This is a genomic window from Streptomyces sp. NPDC096176, from assembly GCF_044763255.1.
Taxonomy (GTDB): domain Bacteria; phylum Actinomycetota; class Actinomycetes; order Streptomycetales; family Streptomycetaceae; genus Streptomyces.
The window spans coordinates 139,639-162,994 of the sequence record NZ_JBIWFV010000011.1; the positions used below are offsets into that span (position 1 = coordinate 139,639).

18 protein-coding genes and 1 pseudogene are annotated in these 23,356 nt (G+C 68.3%); 10 read left to right on the forward strand and 9 right to left on the reverse strand.

Going from position 1 to position 23,356, the window contains the following annotated elements; translation table 11 throughout:
• Window positions 1-190: 190 nt before the first annotated feature.
• From ACIQ7Q_RS27295 to ACIQ7Q_RS27310, 4 genes are all read left to right on the forward strand, one after another.
• Window positions 191-2,734: an ATP-binding protein gene (locus ACIQ7Q_RS27295; RefSeq protein ID WP_403867460.1), complete on the forward strand. Its 2,544-nt coding sequence runs from the start codon at window positions 191-193 to the stop codon at window positions 2,732-2,734.
• Between the two features lie 62 nt (window positions 2,735-2,796).
• Complete coding sequence (locus ACIQ7Q_RS27300; protein WP_403867463.1) at window positions 2,797-3,480, forward strand: response regulator; 684 nt, start codon at window positions 2,797-2,799, stop codon at window positions 3,478-3,480.
• Window positions 3,481-3,513: 33 nt separating this feature from the next.
• On the forward strand, window positions 3,514-3,954 hold the full coding sequence (locus ACIQ7Q_RS27305; RefSeq protein WP_403867466.1) for an OB-fold nucleic acid binding domain-containing protein: 441 nt from the start codon (window positions 3,514-3,516) through the stop codon (window positions 3,952-3,954).
• Between the two features lie 3 nt (window positions 3,955-3,957).
• Entirely contained in the window at window positions 3,958-4,698 is a 741-nt protein-coding gene (locus ACIQ7Q_RS27310; protein ID WP_403867469.1) for a DUF3159 domain-containing protein, read from the forward strand.
• A 497-nt stretch (window positions 4,699-5,195) separates the two neighbouring features.
• Here ACIQ7Q_RS27310 and ACIQ7Q_RS27315 read toward each other — a convergent pair whose 3' ends face one another.
• Both ACIQ7Q_RS27315 and ACIQ7Q_RS27320 read right to left on the reverse strand, forming a co-directional pair.
• Window positions 5,196-5,879, reverse strand: a complete 684-nt coding sequence (locus tag ACIQ7Q_RS27315; RefSeq protein WP_403867472.1) for a potassium channel family protein — start codon at window positions 5,877-5,879, stop codon at window positions 5,196-5,198.
• The gene (locus tag ACIQ7Q_RS27320; protein WP_403867474.1) at window positions 5,879-6,547 is read right to left on the reverse strand and encodes a potassium channel family protein; all 669 of its coding nucleotides are present in this window, start codon (window positions 6,545-6,547) and stop codon (window positions 5,879-5,881) included. Before ACIQ7Q_RS27320 ends, ACIQ7Q_RS27315 begins: the two co-directional genes overlap by 1 nt.
• A gap of 184 nt (window positions 6,548-6,731) precedes the next feature.
• Here ACIQ7Q_RS27320 and ACIQ7Q_RS27325 point away from each other — a divergent pair, with 184 nt between their 5' ends.
• The 3 genes from ACIQ7Q_RS27325 to ACIQ7Q_RS27335 all read left to right on the forward strand — a co-directional run bounded on the left by ACIQ7Q_RS27325 (window position 6,732) and on the right by ACIQ7Q_RS27335 (window position 12,260).
• On the forward strand, window positions 6,732-8,780 hold the full coding sequence (locus tag ACIQ7Q_RS27325; RefSeq protein ID WP_403867477.1) for an APC family permease: 2,049 nt from the start codon (window positions 6,732-6,734) through the stop codon (window positions 8,778-8,780).
• 75 nt (window positions 8,781-8,855) lie between these two features.
• Window positions 8,856-10,184 carry a class I SAM-dependent RNA methyltransferase gene (locus tag ACIQ7Q_RS27330; protein ID WP_403867480.1) on the forward strand — a complete coding sequence of 443 codons (1,329 nt, stop codon included), beginning with the start codon at window positions 8,856-8,858 and terminating at the stop codon, window positions 10,182-10,184.
• A 1,365-nt stretch (window positions 10,185-11,549) separates the two neighbouring features.
• On the forward strand, window positions 11,550-12,260 hold the full coding sequence (locus tag ACIQ7Q_RS27335) for a tyrosine-type recombinase/integrase (RefSeq protein ID WP_403867483.1): 711 nt from the start codon (window positions 11,550-11,552) through the stop codon (window positions 12,258-12,260).
• 62 nt (window positions 12,261-12,322) lie between these two features.
• Here ACIQ7Q_RS27335 and ACIQ7Q_RS27340 read toward each other — a convergent pair whose 3' ends face one another.
• The 6 genes from ACIQ7Q_RS27340 to ACIQ7Q_RS27365 form a co-directional block, all read right to left on the reverse strand.
• Window positions 12,323-12,571 (reverse strand): hypothetical protein, encoded by a 249-nt coding sequence (locus ACIQ7Q_RS27340; protein ID WP_403867486.1) that lies wholly within the window; start codon window positions 12,569-12,571, stop codon window positions 12,323-12,325.
• Window positions 12,568-13,215: a hypothetical protein gene (locus ACIQ7Q_RS27345; protein ID WP_403867489.1), complete on the reverse strand. Its 648-nt coding sequence runs from the start codon at window positions 13,213-13,215 to the stop codon at window positions 12,568-12,570. The genes ACIQ7Q_RS27340 and ACIQ7Q_RS27345 overlap by 4 nt, the downstream gene beginning before the upstream one ends.
• Before the next feature lie 50 nt (window positions 13,216-13,265).
• A complete protein-coding gene (locus ACIQ7Q_RS27350; RefSeq protein WP_403867493.1) occupies window positions 13,266-15,527 on the reverse strand; it encodes a hypothetical protein in 2,262 nt (753 codons plus the stop codon).
• 55 nt (window positions 15,528-15,582) lie between these two features.
• Complete coding sequence (locus ACIQ7Q_RS27355) at window positions 15,583-16,398, reverse strand: hypothetical protein (protein WP_403867496.1); 816 nt, start codon at window positions 16,396-16,398, stop codon at window positions 15,583-15,585.
• A 102-nt stretch (window positions 16,399-16,500) separates the two neighbouring features.
• A complete protein-coding gene (locus ACIQ7Q_RS27360) occupies window positions 16,501-17,160 on the reverse strand; it encodes a Crp/Fnr family transcriptional regulator (RefSeq protein WP_403867499.1) in 660 nt (219 codons plus the stop codon).
• Window positions 17,161-17,204: 44 nt separating this feature from the next.
• Window positions 17,205-17,696: a hypothetical protein gene (locus tag ACIQ7Q_RS27365; RefSeq protein ID WP_403867502.1), complete on the reverse strand. Its 492-nt coding sequence runs from the start codon at window positions 17,694-17,696 to the stop codon at window positions 17,205-17,207.
• 442 nt (window positions 17,697-18,138) lie between these two features.
• Between ACIQ7Q_RS27365 and ACIQ7Q_RS27370 the strand changes: the two genes are divergently transcribed.
• Window positions 18,139-18,483: a hypothetical protein gene (locus ACIQ7Q_RS27370; RefSeq protein WP_403867505.1), complete on the forward strand. Its 345-nt coding sequence runs from the start codon at window positions 18,139-18,141 to the stop codon at window positions 18,481-18,483.
• 406 nt (window positions 18,484-18,889) lie between these two features.
• Window positions 18,890-19,439 (forward strand): annotated as a pseudogene (locus ACIQ7Q_RS27375) (transposase family protein); the annotation flags it as partial.
• 70 nt (window positions 19,440-19,509) lie between these two features.
• Here the strand turns inward: ACIQ7Q_RS27375 and valS are convergent.
• Window positions 19,510-22,080 (reverse strand): valine--tRNA ligase, encoded by a 2,571-nt coding sequence (valS, locus tag ACIQ7Q_RS27380; protein WP_403867508.1) that lies wholly within the window; start codon window positions 22,078-22,080, stop codon window positions 19,510-19,512.
• Window positions 22,081-22,275: 195 nt separating this feature from the next.
• Here valS and galE point away from each other — a divergent pair, with 195 nt between their 5' ends.
• Window positions 22,276-23,265 carry a UDP-glucose 4-epimerase GalE gene (galE, locus tag ACIQ7Q_RS27385; RefSeq protein ID WP_403867511.1) on the forward strand — a complete coding sequence of 330 codons (990 nt, stop codon included), beginning with the start codon at window positions 22,276-22,278 and terminating at the stop codon, window positions 23,263-23,265.
• Window positions 23,266-23,356: the final 91 nt, after the last annotated feature.

Consider the following 23,356-nt stretch of genomic DNA (forward strand, 5'->3'; position numbering starts at 1 on the left):
GCCCCACACGGGTCGAGTGCCCCCAGGCCTTTCCGAACCGATCCGCCGGCCAGCCCTCCACGCTCACCGTCTCCCGCCGCATCAGAATCGCGTCAATACGCACCCCCGAGTCCCTGACCGACCGCTTCGCCCGTTCTGTTCGACGTAAGGTCGACGCTGCGCAAGGCAGTGTTCGAAAGACAATGAGGCCATGGGACGCGGCAAGCTACGGATCTACCTCGGCGCGGCGCCGGGCGTCGGCAAGACGTACGCCATGCTCTCCGAGGCGCACCGCCGCGTGGAGCGCGGCACCGACTGCGTCGTGGCCTTCGTCGCGACCCACGACCGGCCCCGCACCGAAGTGCTTCTGCACGGGCTCGAGCAGATCCGGCGACGCGAGATCACCTACCGCGACGCCGAATTCACCGAGATGGACGTGGACGCCGTCCTGGAACGCCGCCCCGCGGTCGCCCTTGTCGACGAACTCGCCCACACCAACGTTCCCGGCTCCCGCAACGCCAAGCGCTGGCAGGACGTCGAGGAACTCCTCGCGGCGGGCGTCGACGTCATATCGACCGTCAACATCCAGCACCTGGAGTCACTCGGCGACGTCGTCGAGACGATCACCGGCGTACGGCAGCGAGAGACCATCCCCGACGAGGTGGTCCGCAGGGCGGACCAGATCGAGCTCGTCGACATGGCACCGCAGGCGCTCCGCCGCCGCATGGCCCACGGCAACATCTACCAGCCCGACAAGGTCGACGCGGCGCTCTCCAACTACTTCCGCCCCGGCAACCTCACCGCCCTGCGCGAACTCGCCCTCCTCTGGCTCGCCGACCGGGTCGACGAGTACCTCCAGCAGTACCGCGGCGAGCACAACATCCGCTCCACCTGGCAGGCACGCGAACGCATCGTCGTGGGCCTCACCGGCGGCCCCGAGGGCCGTACCCTCATCCGCCGCGCGGCCCGCATAGCGGCCAAGGGCTCCGGCAGCGAGATCCTCGCCGTCTACATCGCCCGCAGCGACGGACTGACCTCCGCCTCGCCCAAGGAACTCGCCGTCCAACGGACCCTCGTCGAGGACCTCGGCGGCACCTTCCACCACGTCATCGGCGACGACGTGCCCTCCGCGCTGCTCGAGTTCGCACGCGGCGTCAACGCGACACAGATCGTGCTCGGCTCCAGCCGCCGCAGGGCCTGGCAGTACCTCTTCGGGCCGGGCGTCGGCGCGAGCGTCGCCAGGGACTCCGGGCCCGACCTCGACGTCCACATCGTCACCCACGACGAGGCGGGCAAGGGGCGCGGCCTGCCCGGCGCCCGGGGCGCCCGTCTCGGCCGTTCCCGGATCATCGCCGGATGGCTCGTGGGCGTCGTCGCTCCCGTGCTGCTCTCGCTGCTGCTCACCAGCCTCGAGAACGGGCCGGGGCTGGCCAACGACGTCCTGCTGTTCCTCTTCCTGACGGTGATCTCCGCCCTGCTCGGCGGGCTGCTGCCCGCCCTCGCCTCCGCCGGCGTGGGCTCGCTGCTGCTCAACTACTACTTCACCCCGCCGACCCACACACTCGACATCGCCGAACCCAAGAACCTCGTCGCCATCGTGATCTTCTTCGCGGTCGCCGTCGCGGTGGCCTCCGTGGTGGACCTGGCCGCCCGGCGCACGCACCAGGCCGCGCGGCTGAGGGCCGAGTCCGAGATCCTCTCGTTCCTCGCCGGCAGCGTCCTGCGCGGCGAGACGGCGCTGGACGCCCTGCTGGAGCGCGTACGCGAGACCTTCGCCATGGAGTCCGTCGCGCTGCTGGAGCGGCGGAGCGACGTCGACCCGTGGACCTGCACGGCCGGCGTCGGACCTGCGCCGGCCGTCCGCCCCGACGACGCGGACGTGGACATGCCGGTCGGCGACCACATGGCGATGGCCCTCTCCGGCCGCGTACTGCCCGCGGAGGACCGCCGCGTGCTCGCCGCCTTCGCCACCCAGGCAGCCGTCGTCGTGGACCGGCAGCGCCTCGTCGGCGAGGCGGAGCAGGCCCGCGAACTCGCCGAGGGCAACCGAATACGCACCGCCCTTCTCGCCGCCGTCAGCCACGATCTGCGCACCCCTCTGGCCGGCATCAAGGCCGCCGTCACCTCCCTCAGGTCCGACGACGTGGCTTGGTCCGACGAGGACGAGGCCGAACTGCTGGCCGGCATCGAGGAGGGCGCCGACCGTCTCGACCACCTGGTCGGGAACCTGCTCGACATGTCGCGGCTGCAGACCGGGACCGTCACCCCCCTCATCCGCGAAACCGGACTGGACGAGGTGATTCCGCTGGCGCTCGTCGGCGTACCGGTCGAGAGCGTCGAGCTGGACATCCCCGAGTCTCTGCCGCTGGTGGCCGTGGACCGGGGGCTGCTCGAACGGGCCGTCGCCAACATCGTCGAGAACGCCGTCAAGTACAGCCCCGCCGACACCCCGGTCAAGGTCGCCGCCAGCACCCTGGGGGAGCGGGTCGAACTGCGCGTCACGGACCGCGGCACGGGCGTACCCGACGAGGCCAAGGAGCGGATCTTCGAACCGTTCCAGCGTTACGGCGACGCCCCGCGCGGCGCGGGCGTCGGTCTCGGCCTCGCCGTCGCCCGCGGGTTCGTGGAGTCGATGGGCGGCACGCTGACGGCGGAGGACACCCCCGGCGGCGGCATGACCATGGTCCTCACCCTCACGGCCGTCCCCGCCCACAAAGTCACCGGAGCCGGCCTGCCCGCGGAGGTCACCTCATGACGGCCGACCGTGCACACACCAGCAGTGGAAGCAGCCCGCACGGGCAGAAAGGCGGGCAGCACATGACCCGGGTGCTCGTGGTCGACGACGAGCCGCAGATAGTACGTGCCCTCGTGATCAACCTGAAGGCGCGCAAGTACGAGGTGGACGCGGCAGCCGACGGCGCCTCCGCCCTCGAACTGGCCGCGGCCCGCCACCCCGACGTCGTCGTCCTCGACCTCGGACTGCCCGACATGGACGGCGTCGAGGTCATCAAGGGCCTGCGCGGCTGGACCCGCGTCCCGATCCTCGTCCTGTCCGCCCGCCACTCCTCCGACGAGAAGGTCCAGGCCCTCGACGCCGGTGCCGACGACTACGTCACCAAGCCCTTCGGCATGGACGAACTCCTCGCCCGGCTGCGCGCCGCCGTCCGCCGGGCCGAGCCCGTCGGCGGCGAGGACGACGTGACGACCGTCGAGACCGAGGGCTTCACCGTCGACCTGGTGGCGAAGAAGGTGAACCGGGACGGCCGTGACGTACGCCTCACCCCGACCGAGTGGCACCTGCTGGAAGTGCTGGTGCGCAACACCGGGCGCCTCGTCAGCCAGAAGCAACTGCTCCAGGAGGTCTGGGGCCCCTCGTACGGCACCGAGACGAACTATCTGCGCGTCTACATGGCCCAGTTGCGCCGCAAACTGGAGGCCGATCCGTCGCACCCGAGACACTTCGTCACCGAACCCGGCATGGGATACCGCTTCGAACGTTGATGTGGTCCTGGTGGCGGCCGGTAGGCTTTCTCCATGAGTGCTGTACCCCGTTCCGCGAAGGCGGCGTCGGAGAAAGCGGCGAAGGACAGGACGGCGGCCAGACCGGCCGGCCGCTTCCGTCGCATGCTCGACCGGCTCTCCAGCTCGCAGCAGGACCTCGAGTCCGAGGAGCTCCAGGAGGACGCACAGGCATCGGGGTGTATCCGCATCGCCGAATGCAACGACCGCCAGGTCGTCAGAGTGACTGGTACCTTGCGCACGGTCACCCTGCGTCCGCGGGCCGGTGTGCCCGCACTGGAGGCGGAGCTCTTCGACGGCACGGCCCCGCTGGACGTCGTCTGGCTCGGCCGCCGTGCCATCGTGGGCATAGAGCCGGGCCGCAGACTGATCGCATCGGGCCGGATCTCGATGAGTCACGGTCGACGGGTGCTGTTCAATCCCAAATACGAACTCCGACCACTCGGACAGGAGTAGCCGGTGGCGTCTGTCGACAAGCCGACCCCCACGACGAACGATCAGCAGGACACCGACACGGACACGAAAACCGTGACGGAGGCCGCGCTGTTCGAAGCCTTCGGCGGCGTGCGCGGCATGGTGGAGACGGTCCTGCCCGGACTGCTCTTCGTCACGATCTACACGATCAACAAGGACCTGCACATCTCCGCCATCGCGGCGCTCGCCACCGCGCTGGTGCTGGTGGCCGTCCGACTCGTCCGCAGGGACACGGTCAAGCACGCGTTCAGCGGCGTCTTCGGCGTGGCCTTCGGTGTCGTGTTCGCGATGATGACCGGCAACGCGAAGGACTTCTACCTGCCGGGCATGCTCTACACGCTCGGCCTGGCGATGGCGTACATCGTCACGACGCTCGCCGGCGTCCCCCTGATCGGCCTGATGCTCGGCCCGGTCTTCAAGGAGAACCTCTCCTGGCGCACCCGCAACCCGGGCCGCAAGAAGGCCTACGCCAAGGCCAGCTGGGCCTGGGGCCTGATCCTGCTCGCCAAGTGCGCGATCCTGTTCCCCCTGTACTGGTGGGCCGACACGACGCAGCTCGGCTGGGTTCTGGTGACCCTGAAGATCCCGCCGTTCCTGCTGGCGGTCTATCTGACGTGGGTCTTCCTGGCGAAGGCTCCGCCGCCGATCGACGTCTTCGCCGAGATGGAGGCGGAGGAACGCGCGGAGGAGGCCCGCAAGGCGGCGGCGCAGCAGCCGGAGGGGTAGCCCGGGGTCTCGGGCGTGGCCCGGTCCGTGGGCTCAGCCACCCACGGGGCGGGCCCCACGTGTCCGGCGGGGCCCGGTTGTCCCGGGTGCGCTGCCGGGCGTGGCCCGGCGTCTCGGGGGCAGCCCGGTCCGTGTGTGCTTGGCGTCCGGGTGCCGCTCCGGGGGCATGTCCGGGACTGCTTTCCCGTACTTGCCTCCCCCTCACTAACGGCGCCTTACGTCCCGAACACGTTCCCCTGCGCGTCCCCCTCCCCCCGGCCGGCCATTTCGCTACCCCCGGCGGGCCACCGCCCCGCGCGACCCTTTGCTCCCCCTCCGGATGGCCCGCCCCCGCACCACCCCCGAACAGGGGGCACCCCCGGAAACGCCGCATCCACCAGCAGAGGCACCTCGAGAACGCCACGTCACCGGGACAGGGCCGGCCCAAGGGGGCAGGGCCACCCCAAGATCGCCACGCCACCGGCGGGGGCATACGGGGGCGAGCGCCCCGCGGGCTCTCAGCCTTCCGACGGAGGGAGCTCGCGGCGGACCGAGAGGAGGTCCTCCAGCTGTTCCTCCTGCGCCTGCGCCGCCACGAACAGCAGCTCGTCGCCCGCCTCCAGCGTCTCCTCCGGGCTCGGCGTGAGAACCCGAGAGCCCCGGATGATCGTGACGAGCGAGGTGTCCTGCGGCCATGCCACCGCACCCACCTGCGTGCCCGCCAGCGCCGACTCCGGCGGCAGCGTCAGTTCGACGAGGTTGGCGTCGCCGTGGCTGAAGCGCAGCAGCCGCACCAGGTCGCCGACGCTCACCGCTTCCTCCACCAGCGCCGACATCAGGCGCGGTGTGGAGACGGCGACGTCCACACCCCACGACTCGTTGAAGAGCCACTCGTTCCTCGGGTTGTTGACCCGCGCGACGACCCGCGGGACCCCGTACTCCGTCTTGGCGAGCAGCGACACCACCAGGTTGACCTTGTCGTCACCGGTCGCGGCGATCACCACGTTGCAGCGCTGCAGCGCCGCCTCGTCCAGGGACGTGATCTCGCAGGCGTCGGCCAGCAGCCATTCGGCCTGCGGCACGCGTTCGACCGAGATGGCGGTCGGCGCCTTGTCGACGAGGAGTACCTCGTGCCCGTTCTCCAGCAGCTCGCCCGCGATGGAACGGCCCACCGCACCGGCGCCCGCAATAGCGACCCGCATCAGTGACCGCCCTCCTCAGGGCCTTCCGTGAAGGCCTCCTCGACCTTCGCGATCTCGTCCGTGCGCATCATCACGTGCACGAGATCACCCTCTTGCAGCACCGTCTGGGACGTCGGCAGGATCGCTTCGCCCAGCCGGGTGAGGAAGGCGACCCGTACGCCCGTCTCCTCCTGCAGTCTGCTGACCTTGTGGCCGATCCACGCGGGCGAGGTGTACACCTCGGCCAGCTGGACCGCGCCGCTCGGATCGCTCCACAGCGGCTCGGCGCCGGACGGCAGCAGCCGCCGCAGCATCTGGTCGGCGGTCCAGCGCACGGTGGCGACCGTCGGGATGCCCAGGCGCTGGTACACCTCGGCTCGCCGGGGGTCGTAGATACGCGCCGCGACGTTCTCGATGCCGAACATCTCGCGCGCCACCCGGGCGGCGATGATGTTGGAATTGTCGCCGCTGCTGACGGCGGCGAACGCGCCGGCATCCTCGATGCCCGCCTCGCGCAGGGTGTCCTGGTCGAAGCCGACGCCGGTGACGCGTCGGCCGCCGAACCCGGACCCCAGCCGGCGGAAGGCGGTGGGGTCGCGGTCGACGACGGCGACCGTGTGCCCCTGCTGCTCCAGGGTCTGCGCGAGAGCGGCTCCCACTCGCCCGCAACCCATGATGACGATGTGCACGACCGTCCTTCCGGCTCTGTCAATGGCGGTACAAGTCAATAAGGCAATACAGGGTCTCAGACTCCGCCCCATGCGGGTACGTGCGGTCCGTCAAGAGGGCACGGTGAAGCAGACGCGTTAAGATCCCGCAGGTTGTAGCCCGCTGGTTGGGCTTGGCTCATATCGAACGCTTACGATCCTCAGCGTGTCCAAACTGACCGACGTCCCCAAACGGATCCTGATCGGCCGGGCGCTGCGCAGTGAAAAGCTGGGGGAGACGCTCCTTCCCAAACGCATCGCTCTCCCCGTCTTCGCTTCCGACCCCCTGTCCTCCGTGGCATACGCGCCGGGCGAAGTCCTGCTGGTCCTGTCGATCGCGGGTGTGTCGGCGTACCACTTCAGCCCCTGGATCGCCGCCGCTGTCGTGGTGCTGATGTTCACGGTCGTCGCCTCGTACCGGCAGAACGTGCACGCGTATCCGAGCGGCGGCGGTGACTACGAGGTCGCGAACACGAATCTCGGCCCGAAGGCCGGCCTCACCGTCGCCAGCGCCCTTCTCGTCGACTACGTGCTCACCGTCGCCGTGTCGATCTCCTCCGGGGTGGAGAACCTCGGCTCCGCGATCCCGTTCGTCGTCGAGCACAAGGTGTTCTGCGCCATCGGGATAATCGTTCTGCTGACTCTGATGAACCTGCGGGGTGTGAAGGAGTCGGGGAAGCTCTTCGCGATCCCCACGTACATCTTCGTCGCCGGTGTGTTCATCATGATCCTCTGGGGTGCGTTCAAGGGGATCGTCCTCGACGAGTCCATGCGCGCCCCGACCGCCGACTACGAGATCAAGCCGGAGCACGAGGGACTCGCCGGCTTCGCGCTCCTCTTCCTGCTGCTGCGTGCCTTCTCCTCCGGTTGTGCCGCGCTGACCGGCGTCGAGGCCATCAGCAACGGTGTTCCCGCCTTCCGCAAGCCCAAGAGCCGGAACGCGGCGACGACGCTGCTGCTCATGGGCATCCTCGCCGTCACCATGTTCTGCGGCATCATCGGCCTCGCCATGGCCACCGGCGTGAAAATGGCGGAGTTCCCCGCGAAGGACCTCATCGCGAACGGCGTCCCCGTCGGACCCGACTACGTGCAGAACCCAGTGATCTCGCAGGTCGCGGCGGCCGTCTTCGGGCAGGGCACGTTCTTCTTCGTCCTGCTGGCCGCGGCGACCGCCCTGGTGCTCTTCCTCGCCGCGAACACCGCGTACAACGGCTTCCCGCTGCTCGGCTCGATCCTCGCGCAGGACCGCTATCTGCCGCGCCAGCTGCACACCCGCGGCGACCGGCTCGCCTTCTCCAACGGCATCGTGCTGCTCGCGGGCGCCGCGATCCTGCTGGTCTGGCTCTACGAAGCCGACTCGACCAAGCTGATCCAGCTCTACATCGTGGGCGTCTTCGTCTCCTTCACCCTCAGCCAGACGGGCATGGTCCGGCACTGGAACCGTCACCTGAAGACGGAGCGCAACAAGGCCAAGCGCCGTCACATGATCCGCTCGCGCGCGATCAACACCTTCGGCGCCTTCTTCACCGGCCTGGTGCTCATCGTGGTCCTCGCCACGAAGTTCACGCACGGCGCGTGGGTCGCCCTGCTCGGCATGGTGATCTTCTACGGGACGATGAGCGCGATCCGTAAGCACTACGACCGGGTCGCCGCGGAGATCGCCGCACCGGACGAGCCCGGCGACGACAGCGTCCGCCCCTCCCGCGTCCACGCGATCGTGCTCGTCTCCAAGGTCCACCGGCCGACGCTGCGCGCCGTCGCCTACGCCAAGGCGATGCGCTTCGACACACTCGAGGCGATCAGCATCAGCGTCGACCCCTCGGAGACGAAGGCGCTGCAGAAGGAATGGGAGCGACACGGCATCAACGTGCCGCTGAAGATCCTCGACTCGCCCTACCGGGAGATCACCCGGCCCGTCATCGAATATGTGAAGGGCCTGCGGACCGAGAGCCCGCGGGACGTGGTCAGCGTCGTCATCCCCGAGTACGTGGTGGGCCACTGGTACGAGCACGTGCTGCACAACCAGAGCGCGCTGCGGCTGAAGGGCCGCCTGCTGTTCACTCCCGGGGTGATGGTCACGTCGGTGCCGTACCAGCTGGTGTCCTCCGAGGCCGCGAAGAAGCGGGCCAGGAAGCGCCAGGAGTGGAACGCGCCCGGTTCGGTGCGCCGCGGCCCCGTGGACCAGCGGCCGAAGGAGCCCAGCGGCAAGGCCTGAAGCACCTCCCCACCGACGTAGACTGGTGGGTCTTGTCCTTCGGGCCCCCCTTTTGATCTCTGGAGTCACCCCACCATGCAGAACGCACCTGAGTCCTCGCTGGTCGGGCAGGAGTACGAGGTCGAGGTCGGTCCGGTCGCGCACGGCGGTCACTGCGTCGCCCGCACGGAAGACGGCCGCGTCCTGTTCGTCCGGCACACGCTGCCCGGCGAGAAGATCGTGGCCAGGGTCACCGAGGGCGAGGAGGACTCCCGCTTCCTGCGCGCCGACGCCGTGCGCGTCATCGAGGCGTCCAAGGACCGCGTCGAGGCGCCCTGCCCGTACGCCGGCCCCGGCAAGTGCGGCGGCTGTGACTGGCAGCACGCCAAGCCGGGGGCGCAGCGCCGCTTCAAGGGCGAGGTCATCGCTGAGCAGTTGCAGCGGCTCGCCGGCCTGACCCCGGAGGAGGCCGGCTGGGACGGCACCGTCATGCCGGCACCGGGCGACAAGCTCCCGGCGGGCGAGGTGCCCGGCTGGCGCACGCGTGTCCAGTACGCGATCGACGCCGAGGGCCAGGTGGGTCTGCGCAAGCACCGTTCGCACGACGTCCAGCCGATCGACCACTGCCTGATCGCCGCTCCGGGCGTCAGCGAGTTGGGCATCGAGAAGCAGGACTGGCCGCAGATGGAGACGGTCGAGGCGATCGCGGCGACCGGTTCGAGCGACCGTCAGGTCGTCCTCACCCCGCGCCCCGGCGGCCGGCTCCCCCTGGTCGAACTGGACAAGCCCGTCTCGGTCCTCCGGGTCGAGGAGCGCGACGGCTCTGTCCACCGCGTCCACGGGCGCGCCTTCGTCCGCGAGCGCGCCGACGAGCGCACGTACCGCGTGGGCATGGGCGGCTTCTGGCAGGTCCACCCGCAGGCCGCCGACATGCTGGTCAAGGCCGTGATGCAGGGCCTCCTGCCGCGCAAGGGCGACATGGCGCTCGACCTCTACTGCGGCGTCGGCCTGTTCGCGGGCGCGATCGCCGACCGGGTCGGCGAGCAGGGAGCGGTCCTCGGCATCGAGTCCGGCAAGCGCGCGGTGGAGGACGCCCGGCACAACCTCCAGCACTTCGACCGCGTGCGCATCGAGCAGGGCAAGGTCGAGTCCGTCCTGCCGCGCACCCGCATCTCCGAGGTCGACCTGATCGTCCTCGACCCGCCCCGCGCGGGCGCGGGCAAGCAGACGGTCAAGCACCTCTCGGGCCTGGGGGCGCGTCGCATCGCGTACGTCGCGTGCGACCCGGCGGCGCTGGCGCGCGACCTGGCCTACTTCCGCGAGGGCGGCTACAAGCCGCGCACGCTGCGGGCGTTCGACCTGTTTCCGATGACCCATCATGTGGAGTGCGTTGCCATCCTTGAACCTGCCGCAAAGGGCTCCTGACCTGCGGTTTTGCGCGTGCGCATTATGTGCGGTGTGGGCGTTACGGGCGATATCTTGACGCTGAAATGACGCTCGTGACGCTCATTTGACGCTCGTTCTGATGGAGTGTCAGGCAGCTTTTGGGCACGTCAGGCCGTATCGATGTGGCGACTTCCGGTGGGTGTTGAGGGCTGGTGACGCTCCCGACGATGCGGCCGGAAGTCCCAGAGCAGTCACAGGGGACTCTCACTGCAGGGAGCCGCCCTTTCGGGTCTATACAGGGCGTGCCTGCGCGATGTGGGCTGAATGCCGTGGAACGACGGCCCGCACCAAACGAACGGCAGCGCGCGCTTCTTGAGCGGCTCGCGGCCGGTGAGGAATCCGGAGCCTGGGCGCCAGGAGAGTGGCGCTCGGCGTACGCCCTGCGTGCCCGTGGCCTCTTGATGGTGGACGAGGGCGGGCGGTGCTGCCCGGGCGGAGGTCACGGAGGCCGGCCGGTTCTATCTCCGTCATGGCCGCCACCCTGACGACGTGGACCCTGCCGAATGTGGTGAGCCGTCGGCGCCGTATGGCGATCGTCCCGTCGCCCGCGCACGGCGGGCGAAAGCTCGCGAGTTGGTCGAACGGCTCCTCGCTGAAGGACACGTCCGCTTCGCCCATGCTGATGATGAGGAGATCGCGGAATGGCGACGGGTCGTCAATTACGCGAAGCGGCATGGCATGGAGCCGGAGGGGAAGCGCATCGAGAAGGTGCCGTACGGTCTGGCCGGGCTGGAGTTCTTCCTCGCAGAGGGCCCGCATCCCAATGCCCGGAGCCAGAGGCCAGAGGCGGACGCCCCAGCCGTTCGGGTCCCCACGCGGCTGGCGTCCCTTCATCCAGTTGTGGCTGCGCTCAAGGATGACGCGAGGCGGCTGGTGATGCCGCCTGAGCTGCGCCGCAGGTCACTTCTGATGCTCCAAGGGATGGCTGTCGAAGCGGCGCGGCGAGGGCACGCGGTGCGGAAGGTCGGGTCGTCCTACCGCCCGCGCGAGGGTGGATGGACGTTGTTGTCGACGGCTTCGCGTATCCGGTCACCATCAGGCAGGAGTTTCCCGAGTCCACGGATCCGGAACGGTCCTCGCGTCTCGTCGTGGAGGTCGCCCACGGGCTGACTGACAGACCCGGCCGCTGGCGGGACCGCAAGAGCCGGACCCTTGAACAATCTCTGGGGCTGGTTCTCGGCGAGATCGAGGCGCGAGCGGTGGAAGAGGCCCAGCGCAGAGCGAGGGAGGAACGTGCGAGAGAAGAGCGTGAGGTGCGCTGGCGTGCCGCCGTGGAGGAAGCGAAGGAGCAGGCCGTCCGAGAACAGGTCGCCGAGGTGCTGCGCGAGGAGGCCGGGCAACTCCATGATGCGCGCGGCCGTCGACGACGATGTCCTGGCGGTGACCCCGTGCCGCAACATCGACTTGCCCCAGATCGCGGTCAAGCCGCCGCAGTGGTTCACGCTAGACCAGGCGCAGAGCATCCTGGACGAACTCCCCGTCGCGTGGCGGACGATGTGCCTGCTCGGCTTCTATACCGGACTCCGCTGGGGAGAACTCTCCGGCCTGCATCGCCACCGCATCGACCAGCGCCGCTCGCGCCTGTTCGTGGTGGAGGTCAACAGCAAGAGCGGCATCAAGGAGTACCCCAAGAGCTCCAAGAGCCGTAGAGAGGTCCCGCTCCCGCCTCACGTCCTGGAGGCCCTCGAACGCCACATCCACCGGCTCGACCGGGACGCCGTGGTGTTCACCACCATCACCAAGGGCCGTGCCGGTCGGCTCCTCGCCGACAGCAACTGGCGCCGGCAGACCTGGTGGCCCACAGTCGAAGCCGCCCACTACTTCGACACCGACGGCGAGCAGCAACTCGTCCCGCACTACCCGCCGCACTCCATGCGCCACACCTGCGCCTCGTGGCTGGTCCAGAAGGGAGTCTCGCTCTATGAGGTCCAGCACCTCCTCGGCCACGAGAGCTTCCAGACCACCCAGCGCTACGCCCATCTGCAACCGGACGCGCACAAGGCGGTGCTCGGAGCCTGGAAGCGTTTGGACTCGCCGCTGACCATTGCCGCATGAACGTCCTTCGCCCTGTCCTCCATGGACAGGGCGAAGGTGTTTGTGGTTTACGGAGACGTCGGTCAGGGAAACCGGTCGGTCGGCTCGTCTTTCCTTGGCGGGGCCAAGGGCGACTGAGCACTGGATGCTTGGTCGGGTGCGGTGGCTTGGTGGCCGTGTAGCCGATAGACCATGTCGTCGGGACTACGGTCCAGGCGCGCCTGGCGCCAGGCGACGTCGTAGGACAGCTGTGTCGCGCTGCGACGTTGAATGAACAGGGCTCGGAGGCTGGTCAGGGGTGCCAGCAGCATCCGCCACAGGGCGAGCTTCATGGGTGCGCCCTTCGGGGTGCTCCGTCAGACCCGGACATGTCTCCTGCTGCGATGCCGCTGGGGAGACTGCCGCCGTTGAGTGCTTTGAGGGAGTCGGACAGCACGACCATGGCCTGCTGGCGCTTTTCGATGTTCGTGAACCCTTGGCCGACCTGTTCCCATTGCTGCAGGAGCGGGAACCACCAGCGGTCGCAGGAGCAGATCAGGCGAGCAAGGCGTTGGAGTTCGGCAACGTGCTCGTCGCCCAGGGCGCCGGGGGCGTGGTGTTCGAGTTGGTCCAGGACGACGAGGTCCGGGTGGTCGTAGAGGTTCTCCTTCAAGAAGCGCAGGCGGCGGACGCGTTGCTCGTCAGCTGCCCGCTGCGCCAGCAGCTCCTGTGACGCGCTGGGCAGACCGAGGGTCGCCTTGACGTTCAGCAGGCAGTAGTTCGGGGCTCGGCGAGGCAGACAGCCGAGGGCGGCGTTGACGGCGTCCTGGGCGGCGGGCACGTCCGAGGCTCGCAGACGCGCGGCCGCCTCGGTCGCTGCGGCATGCACAGCGGCGCGTGCTGTCTCCTCCACGTTGGGGGGAACCCGCCACAGTGGTCGCCAGGTGATTGTGTACAGGGCCTCGAAGGCGATGCCGTCGGTGGCACTGGGCAGCAACCGTGGCTGGGCAGACCTACTTGTACGGACTGCGCGGCGCCATGGCCACCTCATACGAGGTTCTCTTCGAGCGGGAAGACCGTGCGCACACGGCTGTCGACGAGGTGGTTGTAGAAGTCGTCGGCCACGCTGACGCCCTCAACGGTGGAGATGCCACGCAGCCCGCTCATGAACCTCCAGCCGGCCTCGAACATGTTGTGGCCGCGCAGCGCGGGCAGTAGCAGGTCGCGCAACTGCGTGTAGGCGCTGGGATCGGCGGCACAAGCACGGATCCAGTCCGTCAGACGCGAGATGGCCTCGGCGGCGGTCTCCGAAGAGGACAGCAGGTCGTGGACGCCGCGCTGCACGTCGATGTCCGTGGGCGGGGAGCCCACGAGCCATGGCGTGCCGTCGTGCCGGCGGGTCATCAATGCAAGGAAGGCCAGGGCGCCGCTGCGCGCGGAGGAAACCTTGCCCTGCTGCCAGCTCTGGACCTCCCCGGCCAGTCGCTGGGCGACAGTGGGGTGTTGGACCAGAGCGTCGAAGGCAGCCTGGACTTGGCCGACCACGGTGGTGCCGGTGTTCTTGTGCGCGACCCGGCGCAGGCGCACCATTGCCCGCTTGGCCAGAGAGGTGGCGACGGAGGAATCCTCCAAGACTCGTCGGCACAGCGCAATCACGGCGGGCGCGTAACTCTCCTTCTCCGCCCACCCGTACAGTGCTTCCCACGCCAGGCGTCCGACGTGTTCGTTGCGCACGGCGCTTTCCATGACCGCACCAAGCACCTTTGGATGGCTGCTGCCGACCAGGTTGCCCAGTGTTGTGAGGTAGTCCACCGATCCGTGCCGCACGGTGAGCTCAGCCAACGCAGCCACTGCGTGGTCTTCCGGCTCGGCGCTTTGAGCCGTCGCGACGAGCCAGGTCAGCAAGGGCTCACGCATGACGTCGTAGTTGTCCCAGACATACTCCAGCACCGCGCGTCCATAGGCAGGCCGGTCGAAGAGCACGGTGTCCTGCATGTCGACTTGGCCCCCGACATCCTGGATGCGCCGACGCATTCCCCGTCCGGCCAGGGCACTGAGCGTCGGCGAGAATCCTGCTGCTGCGCCAGGAGCCTCGGGGACGTCCTCGATGGCTTTCATCAGAGCGGCTGCACTGCGCGCGACGACGGGCAGGGGCGCCGACTGTTGCACGGCCAGGGCGAGCAGCAGACAACGGTCGTCCACAGTGAGTGAGGGGTTGTCGTGGGTATGCAGGCTGTTCATCTCGCCGAACCGGCCGTCGAGTTCCCCTCGCCAGTCGGTCAGAGCCGCGATGATGCGTTCTTCCAGGGTGGCCGGGGTTCCGCCGTCGGTGTCTGCTCGCACTCGCGACTGCTGGGAGTCGGCGTGAATATGTTCCTTCCAAGCTGTCACGGCGGAGCGCGCGGCCCGTACGGCGGCCACCGCCGTCAGTCCGCGCAAGGAAGCCGCGGCCTTGGGGAAGGAGCGAAGCGATGTGACCAGCTGTCCGTAGCCGTTGGCGTCCAGATGCGCCTCTACTACTTCCTGGGCATCGGGAGCCTCGCGCAGACGAACTACTTGGACGCCGTCGCGATCGCTGAGACGGTGATCCTTCCACAAGTCCTGTGCCACGGTCAGCGCCAGATAGGAACCGCAACCTCGGAGGTGGGTAGCGTGTTCCGACAGTGCATCGAGGAAGTCGGCCGATACCTGATCTTTCTCCGGGTGCTTGAGGTCAAGCTGGTAGGCGTGCGCGAGCTCCAGTGGCAGGCGTCCTTTGCTGGGGGTCTTCCAGTCCGCGTCCAACTTGACCACGGTGGCGTCGTGAGCAGTGTGCTCGGCCAGAAGCCGTAGTGCGAGGGTTGTCGAGCCGCATGACCGGGGCGCGACAATGATGATCACGGGTTGATGCGGGCGGCTGGTAGCGGGATTGACGATCTGCTCCCAGATCGTGTTCCAGTGCGCGCTCCGAACGAACGGCTGATCGAGCAGTCGCTCGCGATTTTGTTCGATGCCCTCCAGTAAGTCCTGCTTTCGGGTCTCCAGGATCAGTTGCTTGATGTAGTGGGCGACGACGTCGGGGTCCCCATACACGTGTGTCGCTCCGTCCTCCGTTTCATGAATGCGATGCGCGGGAGGGACGGCAGCCGGTGGTGGGGGAACGGGGGAGGGAGATGGGTCGTCAGGGTTTGCGTCCCGCCGATAGGGAGCACCGGATCCGGGGCGCAAGCGATGCAGCCAGCCGCCGGAGCCGTTGGACTGGTTCTCGCCAACCTCGCTGGTCGGTGGGGTTGCGTTGGAGCCGGTGGGGTCGAACGGCACGTCAGACATACGGGTGCTCCAGGGTGAGTGTGGGAAGGGCGGAAAGGGTGGAAGGCCAGACGACTTACCGCTGGCGGCGATCGATCCGCAGGGTGTCGATGCTGTTGGCGATCGTGGCGTCGCTGACCTGACCGTGGAATTGGAACGTGCCGCCGCTGCTGGCAACCGGCGTCACCGACGCGTCGCTCGGCTGCGCGGTGGAGGAGGTGGCAGCGGCCGGCGATGCGGCGTCCGTGACGTAGGGGCGCACGGCCGGTCCGGTCAGGCCCGGCACGTGAATCCGGCAGGGCTGCTCGAAGCCGGGCTTGTCGCTGACGCGGGCAACCGCCTCGAGGAAGTGGTGCGGGCCCAGATCCTGCATGCGTCCCGCGTGCACAGTGCGCTGGTAGACGATCTCGGAGAGCGCGGCAGTAAGGAAGCCGCCACTGTCCTTCGCGGCGGACAGCGCCTGGCGGTTTGCCTGGCTGTCGAGCAGCCGGGCGGTGTCATTGATGGCGTTACCGCGATGGTCGGGCAGGGACAGTGGGCCGACGTGCATACTGGCCCGCAGGCGCAGGACGGGACTACTGGCCAGCCGCTGCCGCTCGTAGCGCACCAAAGCCGCATTGAGCCGGCCCAGCAGTGGGTCGACGAGTCGTGCCAGCACTGAGGGCGGGAACAGCAGGATCGCCCCGTCGCCACTGTCCTTGTAGCCGCCGGGAAGTTCCTGCGGGTCGGGCAGCTGACATTCGGCGAGCGCGGTCGCCACGATGTCGTCCACATCGCACCGAGCGGCGGCCATCTTCGCCTCCGGGATCTGGCTGTACTTCTCCATATCAAGTGCCACGAGGGCGAGTTCGGCAGGCACGTCCAGGGGCTCTGCGTGCAGCGGCGCATCCATCGGGCACCGTCCTTTCAGCACAGGCGGTCAGGGAAGTGCCCATGCTGATCGGGCGGGACGGCCGCCGCTGCCCAGCAGTGGGCAGGCGTGAAGTGCGGCCCGTCACGCCTGCGTACGTGCGTGCGACTGAATCGAATGGATGTCGCGAACGAGGAGCCCTCCACTGGAGGTGGTGCGGACCCAGTCCTGCTCGCGCCAGGGCTTGAGCGCGTTGACCACAGCGTTGCGGGAAGCGCCGATCATCTGAGACAGCTCAGTCTGGGTCAGACGCACGGCGAGATCCGGAGCCGAAGCGGATGCGGCCTCGACCAGTCGCGACAGAGCCGATGCGAGACGCAGGGGCACAGACGCAGTGGCCAGTTCGAGCCGCACGGCCTCCGATTCCCTGACCCGGGCGATGGCATGGCGCAGGAGAGGGGCCAGCAGATCATGCTCCTCAACGAATGTAAGGAAAGCGGCAGCCGGGACGATGCGGATCTGGCAGGTCTCGGCGGCGATGACCGTGGCGGTGCGCGGCTGGGAGTCCAGCACGGCCAGCTCGCCGAGTAACTCACCGGCGCCGCGCACGGCGAGAAGCGTCCTTTCTCCGCAGGTCCCGGCCAGGGTGATCAACGTTGACCCGGACTCCAGCACGATCACGTGAGTTGCTGGATCTCCCTGGCGGAGGAGCACACTCCGAGCGGGCCTCACACGCTCCGGTGCGAGCGCCTTCAGGCGTGCCCATAACTTGTCGCCGATCACCGTGGCATGCGGCTGATACATGCGTCCCCCTGCTGTGCGGCCCCGACACACTTAAGGTGATCGTCTCAACTAACCAGAATGTTGCTCAATAGACACATTCCAGCCATCAGGAGTGCTGCTAGGGCAAAGTCGACGGCCAGGCGGGCCGCTCGCAGCTTTTTGTCCGCCAGCCAGGCCAGCACCTGTAGTCGACGGCCCTCGGCATGCCGTTCAAGCTCCCCACGCGCAGCCGTACTCACACCGACCCGGTGATGAACGAGCGCCTCGTCCATCAATTCGGTATGCAGCCCCGCCCTTGGGACCACGGGCCGCAGCGCGAGCAGCGCAGCCCCTATCGCGGCCATCAGCAGCAGGCACATCAGAACTAGCGAGAACACTCCGATTGGGGGCATGCCGCGTGTACTCGACAGCACGGCAATCCCTGCAGCCAGCAGGCCACCGGCGATTCCGCACAGCGCTGTTGCTTTCGTATCCGCCCGCTGCACCTCGACGAAGGCGCGTTCAGCGTGCCCTTGGAGCCGCTCCATCTCCGCCGGAATACTGCCTGGCTCGTGCATGCCGCCCCACATCCCTCTGTGGCCGTCGCCCGCTTGTCATGGCAGTTGCCAGCCTGCTCTCGACTGCCGAAGAGTGATGCCTACCGCAGGGCACGAGGAGCGGTAGCTTCCTCACTCCACGGCCTTCGAGGTCTTTGCTCACCGGCTGACACTCATCGCTTTGATCACGGTCCGGTACGCAAGTGCCGCCGTAGCGGACTTCGCCGTCTCGCATTCGTGGGCAGATCGCTCGGCCGCACGGTTTCTGTCGCTGTGGATCCACCGTCCTGCTCGGTGGAAGGCGCGCTCTTGGAGGCGCAACGGTTTTCGCCCGAACCCTCCCGGGCGGTCACCAGCGCGCCTATTGTGCTGTCACGCCAAGGCATCACCATCCGGGGGGATCGTGTCCGACGCGTTCAGGTCCAAGCCTGCGCTCAAGCGCTGTGTCGTATGCCGCCTGCCGGTGGCCAGGAAGAAGCTCGTCCTCGCCCCGGGCGGGCTGCCGGTGCACCGCGCCTGCCGGTCGACCACAGACCGCTCGTCGCCCCGCTCGGTGGCTCCGACCCGTGTGACCCGGGTACCCAAAGACATCAGCCGCGCCGAACTCCTCAAGAGAATCGAAGCGTTGCGGAAGCGCGACCCAAAAATGAAGCCGGGCGCGGCGCAGGTGCAGCCCGCTGGCCGCCCCAAGCCGCCGACAGCGCCACACCGCGGCAAGCGGTTGGTTGCCCCGCCCCAGCCGTACTACGGCGTGGAGATGAAGTTCATCGACGGCCGGTGGGTACAGATGCACCCTGACGCCGAATAGTGACCACACTCAGACGTACGAGGCCGACCGCTATGCCGCTCTATCGGGTGTGGGAGGCGAGCTGAGGGAACGCGTCTTCCCGTACGGCGCGCACGGTGCGACCGACGAGGGTGCTCATCACCGGCTACAGCTGGAGGAGCGCGCCCGGGTCGAGGTGCGGGGCAGGTCGTCGCGCAGGCCCTCGTGTAGGACGGTGCGGTACAGGACCATACGCTGGCGCGGTTTGCCCGGTCGTATGACGTCATCCCGGACCAGGGCAGGTGTAGCGGTAGTTCCACGATCCCTTGGGACGGGCCGTGCAGCTCGTCCAGCGACTCCGGCAGACGGCGGCGGAACTTCTCCCGGTACAGCGCGAGGTCCTTGGCGTCGCGGCCGAGACGTCCCTCGGGGTGGGCGCGGGGTGTTCGCCGCTGGATTCGGGATCAGCGAGTCCACCGCCCACGCCTACACCAGCGCGGTCGTCGACCTGCTCGCCGAACGTGCACCGGGCCTGATGAAGACGCTGCGCGGGCACGAACCCGACTTCGTCCTTCTCGACGGCACCCTCGCCGAGTGCGACCGGATCGGCGACGGCCGGGCCGCGTGCAGGTGGTCACCGACCCCGGCGGCCGGCTGCTGTGGCTCCTGCCCGCCCTGCCGGGCCGCACCCACCACCTGACCGCCGCCCGCACCCACCGGATCATCCGGATCTGCGAGCGCCAGGGCGTTCCATCCTGGCGGATCTTGCCTACCAGGGCGGTGGCCCCTGGCTGACCACGGGCATCAAACGCAGGCCCCTGCAGGAACTCACCCCAACCGAGAAGACCGTCAACCGGGCCCTGGCCGCGGCACGGACACTGGTCGAACGAGGCGTCGCCCGCCTGAAGTCCTGGCGGATCTTCCGCAGAGCCCGCTGCATTCCGAACCGCATGACGTCAATCGCCAAAGCCGGCCTCACCCTGGAGCGGCAACGCTGAAGAAGCTCAGTGAAAAGCACTGCGCCCTGCCGGATGGCCGGCAGGGCGCAGATGCGGAGACCTCAGGGGGTCAGGCCAGGTTGACGTCGACCGTGAGCTCGACACCCTCTGTGGTCTGGAAGTCCAGGTCGGACACGACCCCGGCCGCCTGGATGTCGGAAGCGACGAGCCGGACATCGTCCAGCACGGCGGCAGGTGCCTGGACCACGGCACGGGCGACCTCAGCCCGCATCGAGACCTTGGCGGTGGACTTGGCGCGACGGATGGCGGCAATGGCTGAAGCGGCGGCGTCGGCGAGCTCCGGGCGCGTGCCGGAGGCCGCCTCCCACAGGTCCGCGCTCGTCGGCCACGAGGCCAAGTGCACGGTCGACTCGTGGGTCCACGACCACGTCTCCTCCGCCGTGTAGGGGAGGACGGGGGCGAACATCCGGGTGATGATGTCGAGGGTGTGCCGGAGCGTGACCCGGGCCGACTCGGCGCCTTCCTCCGAACCCTTGCCGTAGGACCGCTCCTTGACCAGCTCGACGTAGTAGTCGCAGAAGAACCAGAAGAACCGCTCGATGGCGTCCAGCGCCGACGTGTAGTCGAAACCTTCGAGCGCCTTCGTGGCGTCCTCGACCGTCGCGGCCAGCTTGGCCAGAACGGCCTTGTCCAGCGGCTCCGTTGCCTTCGCCCCCGTGCTCGGCGCGGGCAGCGAAAGCACGAACTTGCTCGCGTTGAGCAACTTCATGGCCAGGCGCCGGCCGATCTTCATCTGCTGCGGGTCGAACGCGGTATCGGTCCCGGGGCGTCCGCTGGCCGCCCAGTAGCGGACCGCGTCGGCGCCGTACTCGTCCAGCAGGTGTCCGGGAGTGACCACGTTCCCCTGGGACTTGGACATCTTCTTCCGGTCCGGGTCGAGGATCCATCCGGAGAGCGCCGCGTGCTTCCACGGAGTGGTGTCCGACTCGAGGTGGGAGCGCACCACCGTGGTGAACAGCCACGTACGGATGATGTCGTGACCCTGAGGACGCAGGTCCATCGGGTACACCTGGCTGAAGAGCTCCGGGTCGGACAGCCAGCCGGAGGCCAGCTGAGGGCTCAGCGACGAGGTGGCCCACGTGTCCATGACGTCGGGCTCGCCCGTGAAGCCGTTCGGCTTGTCCCGCTGCTCTTCGGTGAATCCGGGCGGGCAGTCGCTGGACGGGTCGATCGGAAGCACCGACTCGTCGGGAAGGATCGGGGCCCCGTAGTCAGGCTGTCCGGCCGCATCGAGGGCGTACCACAGCGGGAAGGGCACGCCGAAGAAGCGCTGCCTGCTGATCAGCCAGTCGATGTTCAGCCCCTGGACCCAGTCGTTGTACCGCGACTGCATGTGCGCCGGGTGCCAGTCGATGTCGGCGCCGCGGGCGAGCAGCTGCTCGCGGTGCTCGATGGTCTTGATGAACCACTGCCGGCTGCTGACGACCTCGAGCGGCTTGTCGCCCTTCTCGAAGAACTTGACCGCACGCGTGGTCGGCCGGGGCTCGCCGACCAGGCTGCCGGTGTTGCGCAGCTCCTCGACGATGATCTCCCGGGCGCTGTGCACCGTCTTGCCGACGATCTGGTCGTAAAGGCCCTGGGCGGCCGCGGCGTCCCCGGTCGGCAGTTCGCTGAAGTCCATCGGCAGGAGCCGGCCGTCACGGCCGATGACGGTGCGCGTCGGCAGCTTCAGCTCGCGCCACCACATGACGTCGGTCGCGTCGCCGAAGGTGCAGATCATGGCGATGCCGCTGCCCTTCTCGGGGTCGGCGGCATGGTGGGCGACGACCGGCACGCGAACGCCGAACAGGGGCGACGTGACTTCCTGGCCGACGAGGGACTGGTAGCGCTCGTCGTCCGGGTGCGCGACCAGAGCCACGCAGGCGGGCAGCAGCTCGGGACGGGTCGTCTCGATGTGCACTTCGTCGGTGCCGTGCCTGAACGCCACACGGTGATACGCGCCCGAGAGCTCCTTCTCGACCACCTCGGCGTTGGCCACCGCGGTCCGGAAGGAGACGTCCCACATCGTGGGCGCCTCGGACTGGTACGCCTCTCCTCGCTTGACCAGGCGGAGGAACGAAGCCTGCGCGACGCGCTGCGCCTCCTTGCCGATGGTCGTGTACTGCATCGACCAGTCGACGGAGAGGCCGAGTTTGCGCCACAGTTCCTCGAAGACAAGCTCGTCCTCGGCGGTGAGCTTCTCGCACAGCTCGACGAAGTTCTGGCGCGAGATGCTGACCGCGGGAGCCTTCTTGTCCTTGCCCGTCCGCTCGGTGACGGGCGTGGGGGCGGTGAACTCCGGGTCGTACGGGAGTGACGGGTCGCAGCGCACGCCGTAGTAGTTCTGCACCCGGCGCTCGGTGGGCAGCCCGTTGTCGTCCCAGCCCATGGGGTAGAACACGTGCTTGCCGCGCATGCGCTGGAAGCGGGCGATGATGTCCGTGTGGGTGTAGCTGAAGACGTGGCCGACATGGAGCGAGCCGCTGACCGTCGGCGGCGGGGTGTCGATCGAGAATACGGCGTCACGGCTTCCGGGCCGGGTGAAACGGTGTACGTCCGCGTCACCCCAGAACGACGACCACTTCGATTCCAACCCGTCGAGCGAAGGCTTGTCCGGCAGCGGAGAGCCATAGCGCGTCACGTCGACACACCCTTCCCAGTAAGTTCCACAGCTTGAGGCGAGCTGGAGAAGGACACCTCTGACGGCGATCACTCCGGACGGGCTCGCCAGTGATACTGATGAGCTGCAACTCGGCCTCTACCCAGTGTAGGGGCCGAGAGCGAGCAGCTGTCCGGGTTACCCCCCGTGGAAGAACGAGAGAGGCGACGCGCGCACATGAGCAACGTACTGGGGCGGATCCTGGTGACCGGCGGAGCCGGCTACATCGGCTCTGTCGTGGCCGCACGTCTGATCGAGACCGGATACCGGGTCACCGTACTGGACGATCTGTCCACCGGTTTCCGCGAGGCCGTACCGGCTGGTGCCGAGTTCATCGAGGGGCGTATTCAGGATGCCGCCAAGGTTCTCGATTCCTCTTATACGGTGGTGATGCACCTCGCTGCGGTCGCCGAGGTCGGCGAATCGATGATCAGCCCGGAGAAATACTGGGACACGAACGTTCTCGGTTCCTTCGCCCTGATCCGGGCGATGCGCAAGGCCGGCGTGCGCACGCTCGTCTTCTCCTCGACCTGCGCCGTCTACGGGGAACCGGCGACCGGCGTGATCTCCGAGAGCACGCCGACCGCTCCCGTGAACCCGTACGGTGCGTCCAAACTCGCGGTGGATCACATGATCGCCGGTGAGAGTGCCGCCCACGGCCTCGCCGCGGTGTCACTGCGGTACTTCAACGTCGCCGGCGCGGTCGGTTCCCGCGGAGAGCGCCACGACCCGGAATCGCACCTCATACCCCTGGTGCTGCAGGTCGCACAGGGCCAGCGCGAGGCGATCTCTATCTACGGGGACGACTACCCCACACCTGACGGCACGTGCGTCCGCGACTACATCCATGTCGCCGATCTTGCCGAAGCCCATCTGCTCGCTCTCGACGCCGCCGTGCCCGGGGAGCACCTTGTCTGCAATCTCGGCAACGGCAACGGCTTCTCCGTACGAGAGGTGATTGCCGCGGCGCGCAAGGTGACCGGCCATCCCCTCCCCGAAATCGTCGCCCCGCGTCGGCCCGGTGATCCTGCGACGCTGGTCGCCTCCTCCGCCCGCGCCCGGGAACGACTGGGATGGACGCCGTGCCGCTCGGATCTGTCCGAGATGGTCCGAGATGCGTGGAACTTCGCCCAGGCGACTGCCGCGAGTGAGCCGACCGGCACCTGACCTCGCGTGCGGACCAGTGGCCGTCGCCGCGGCAGGGTCAGCGGAGGCGGTGGTGGTGGCGGACAGGCACAGCAGGACTGGGATGACGAGC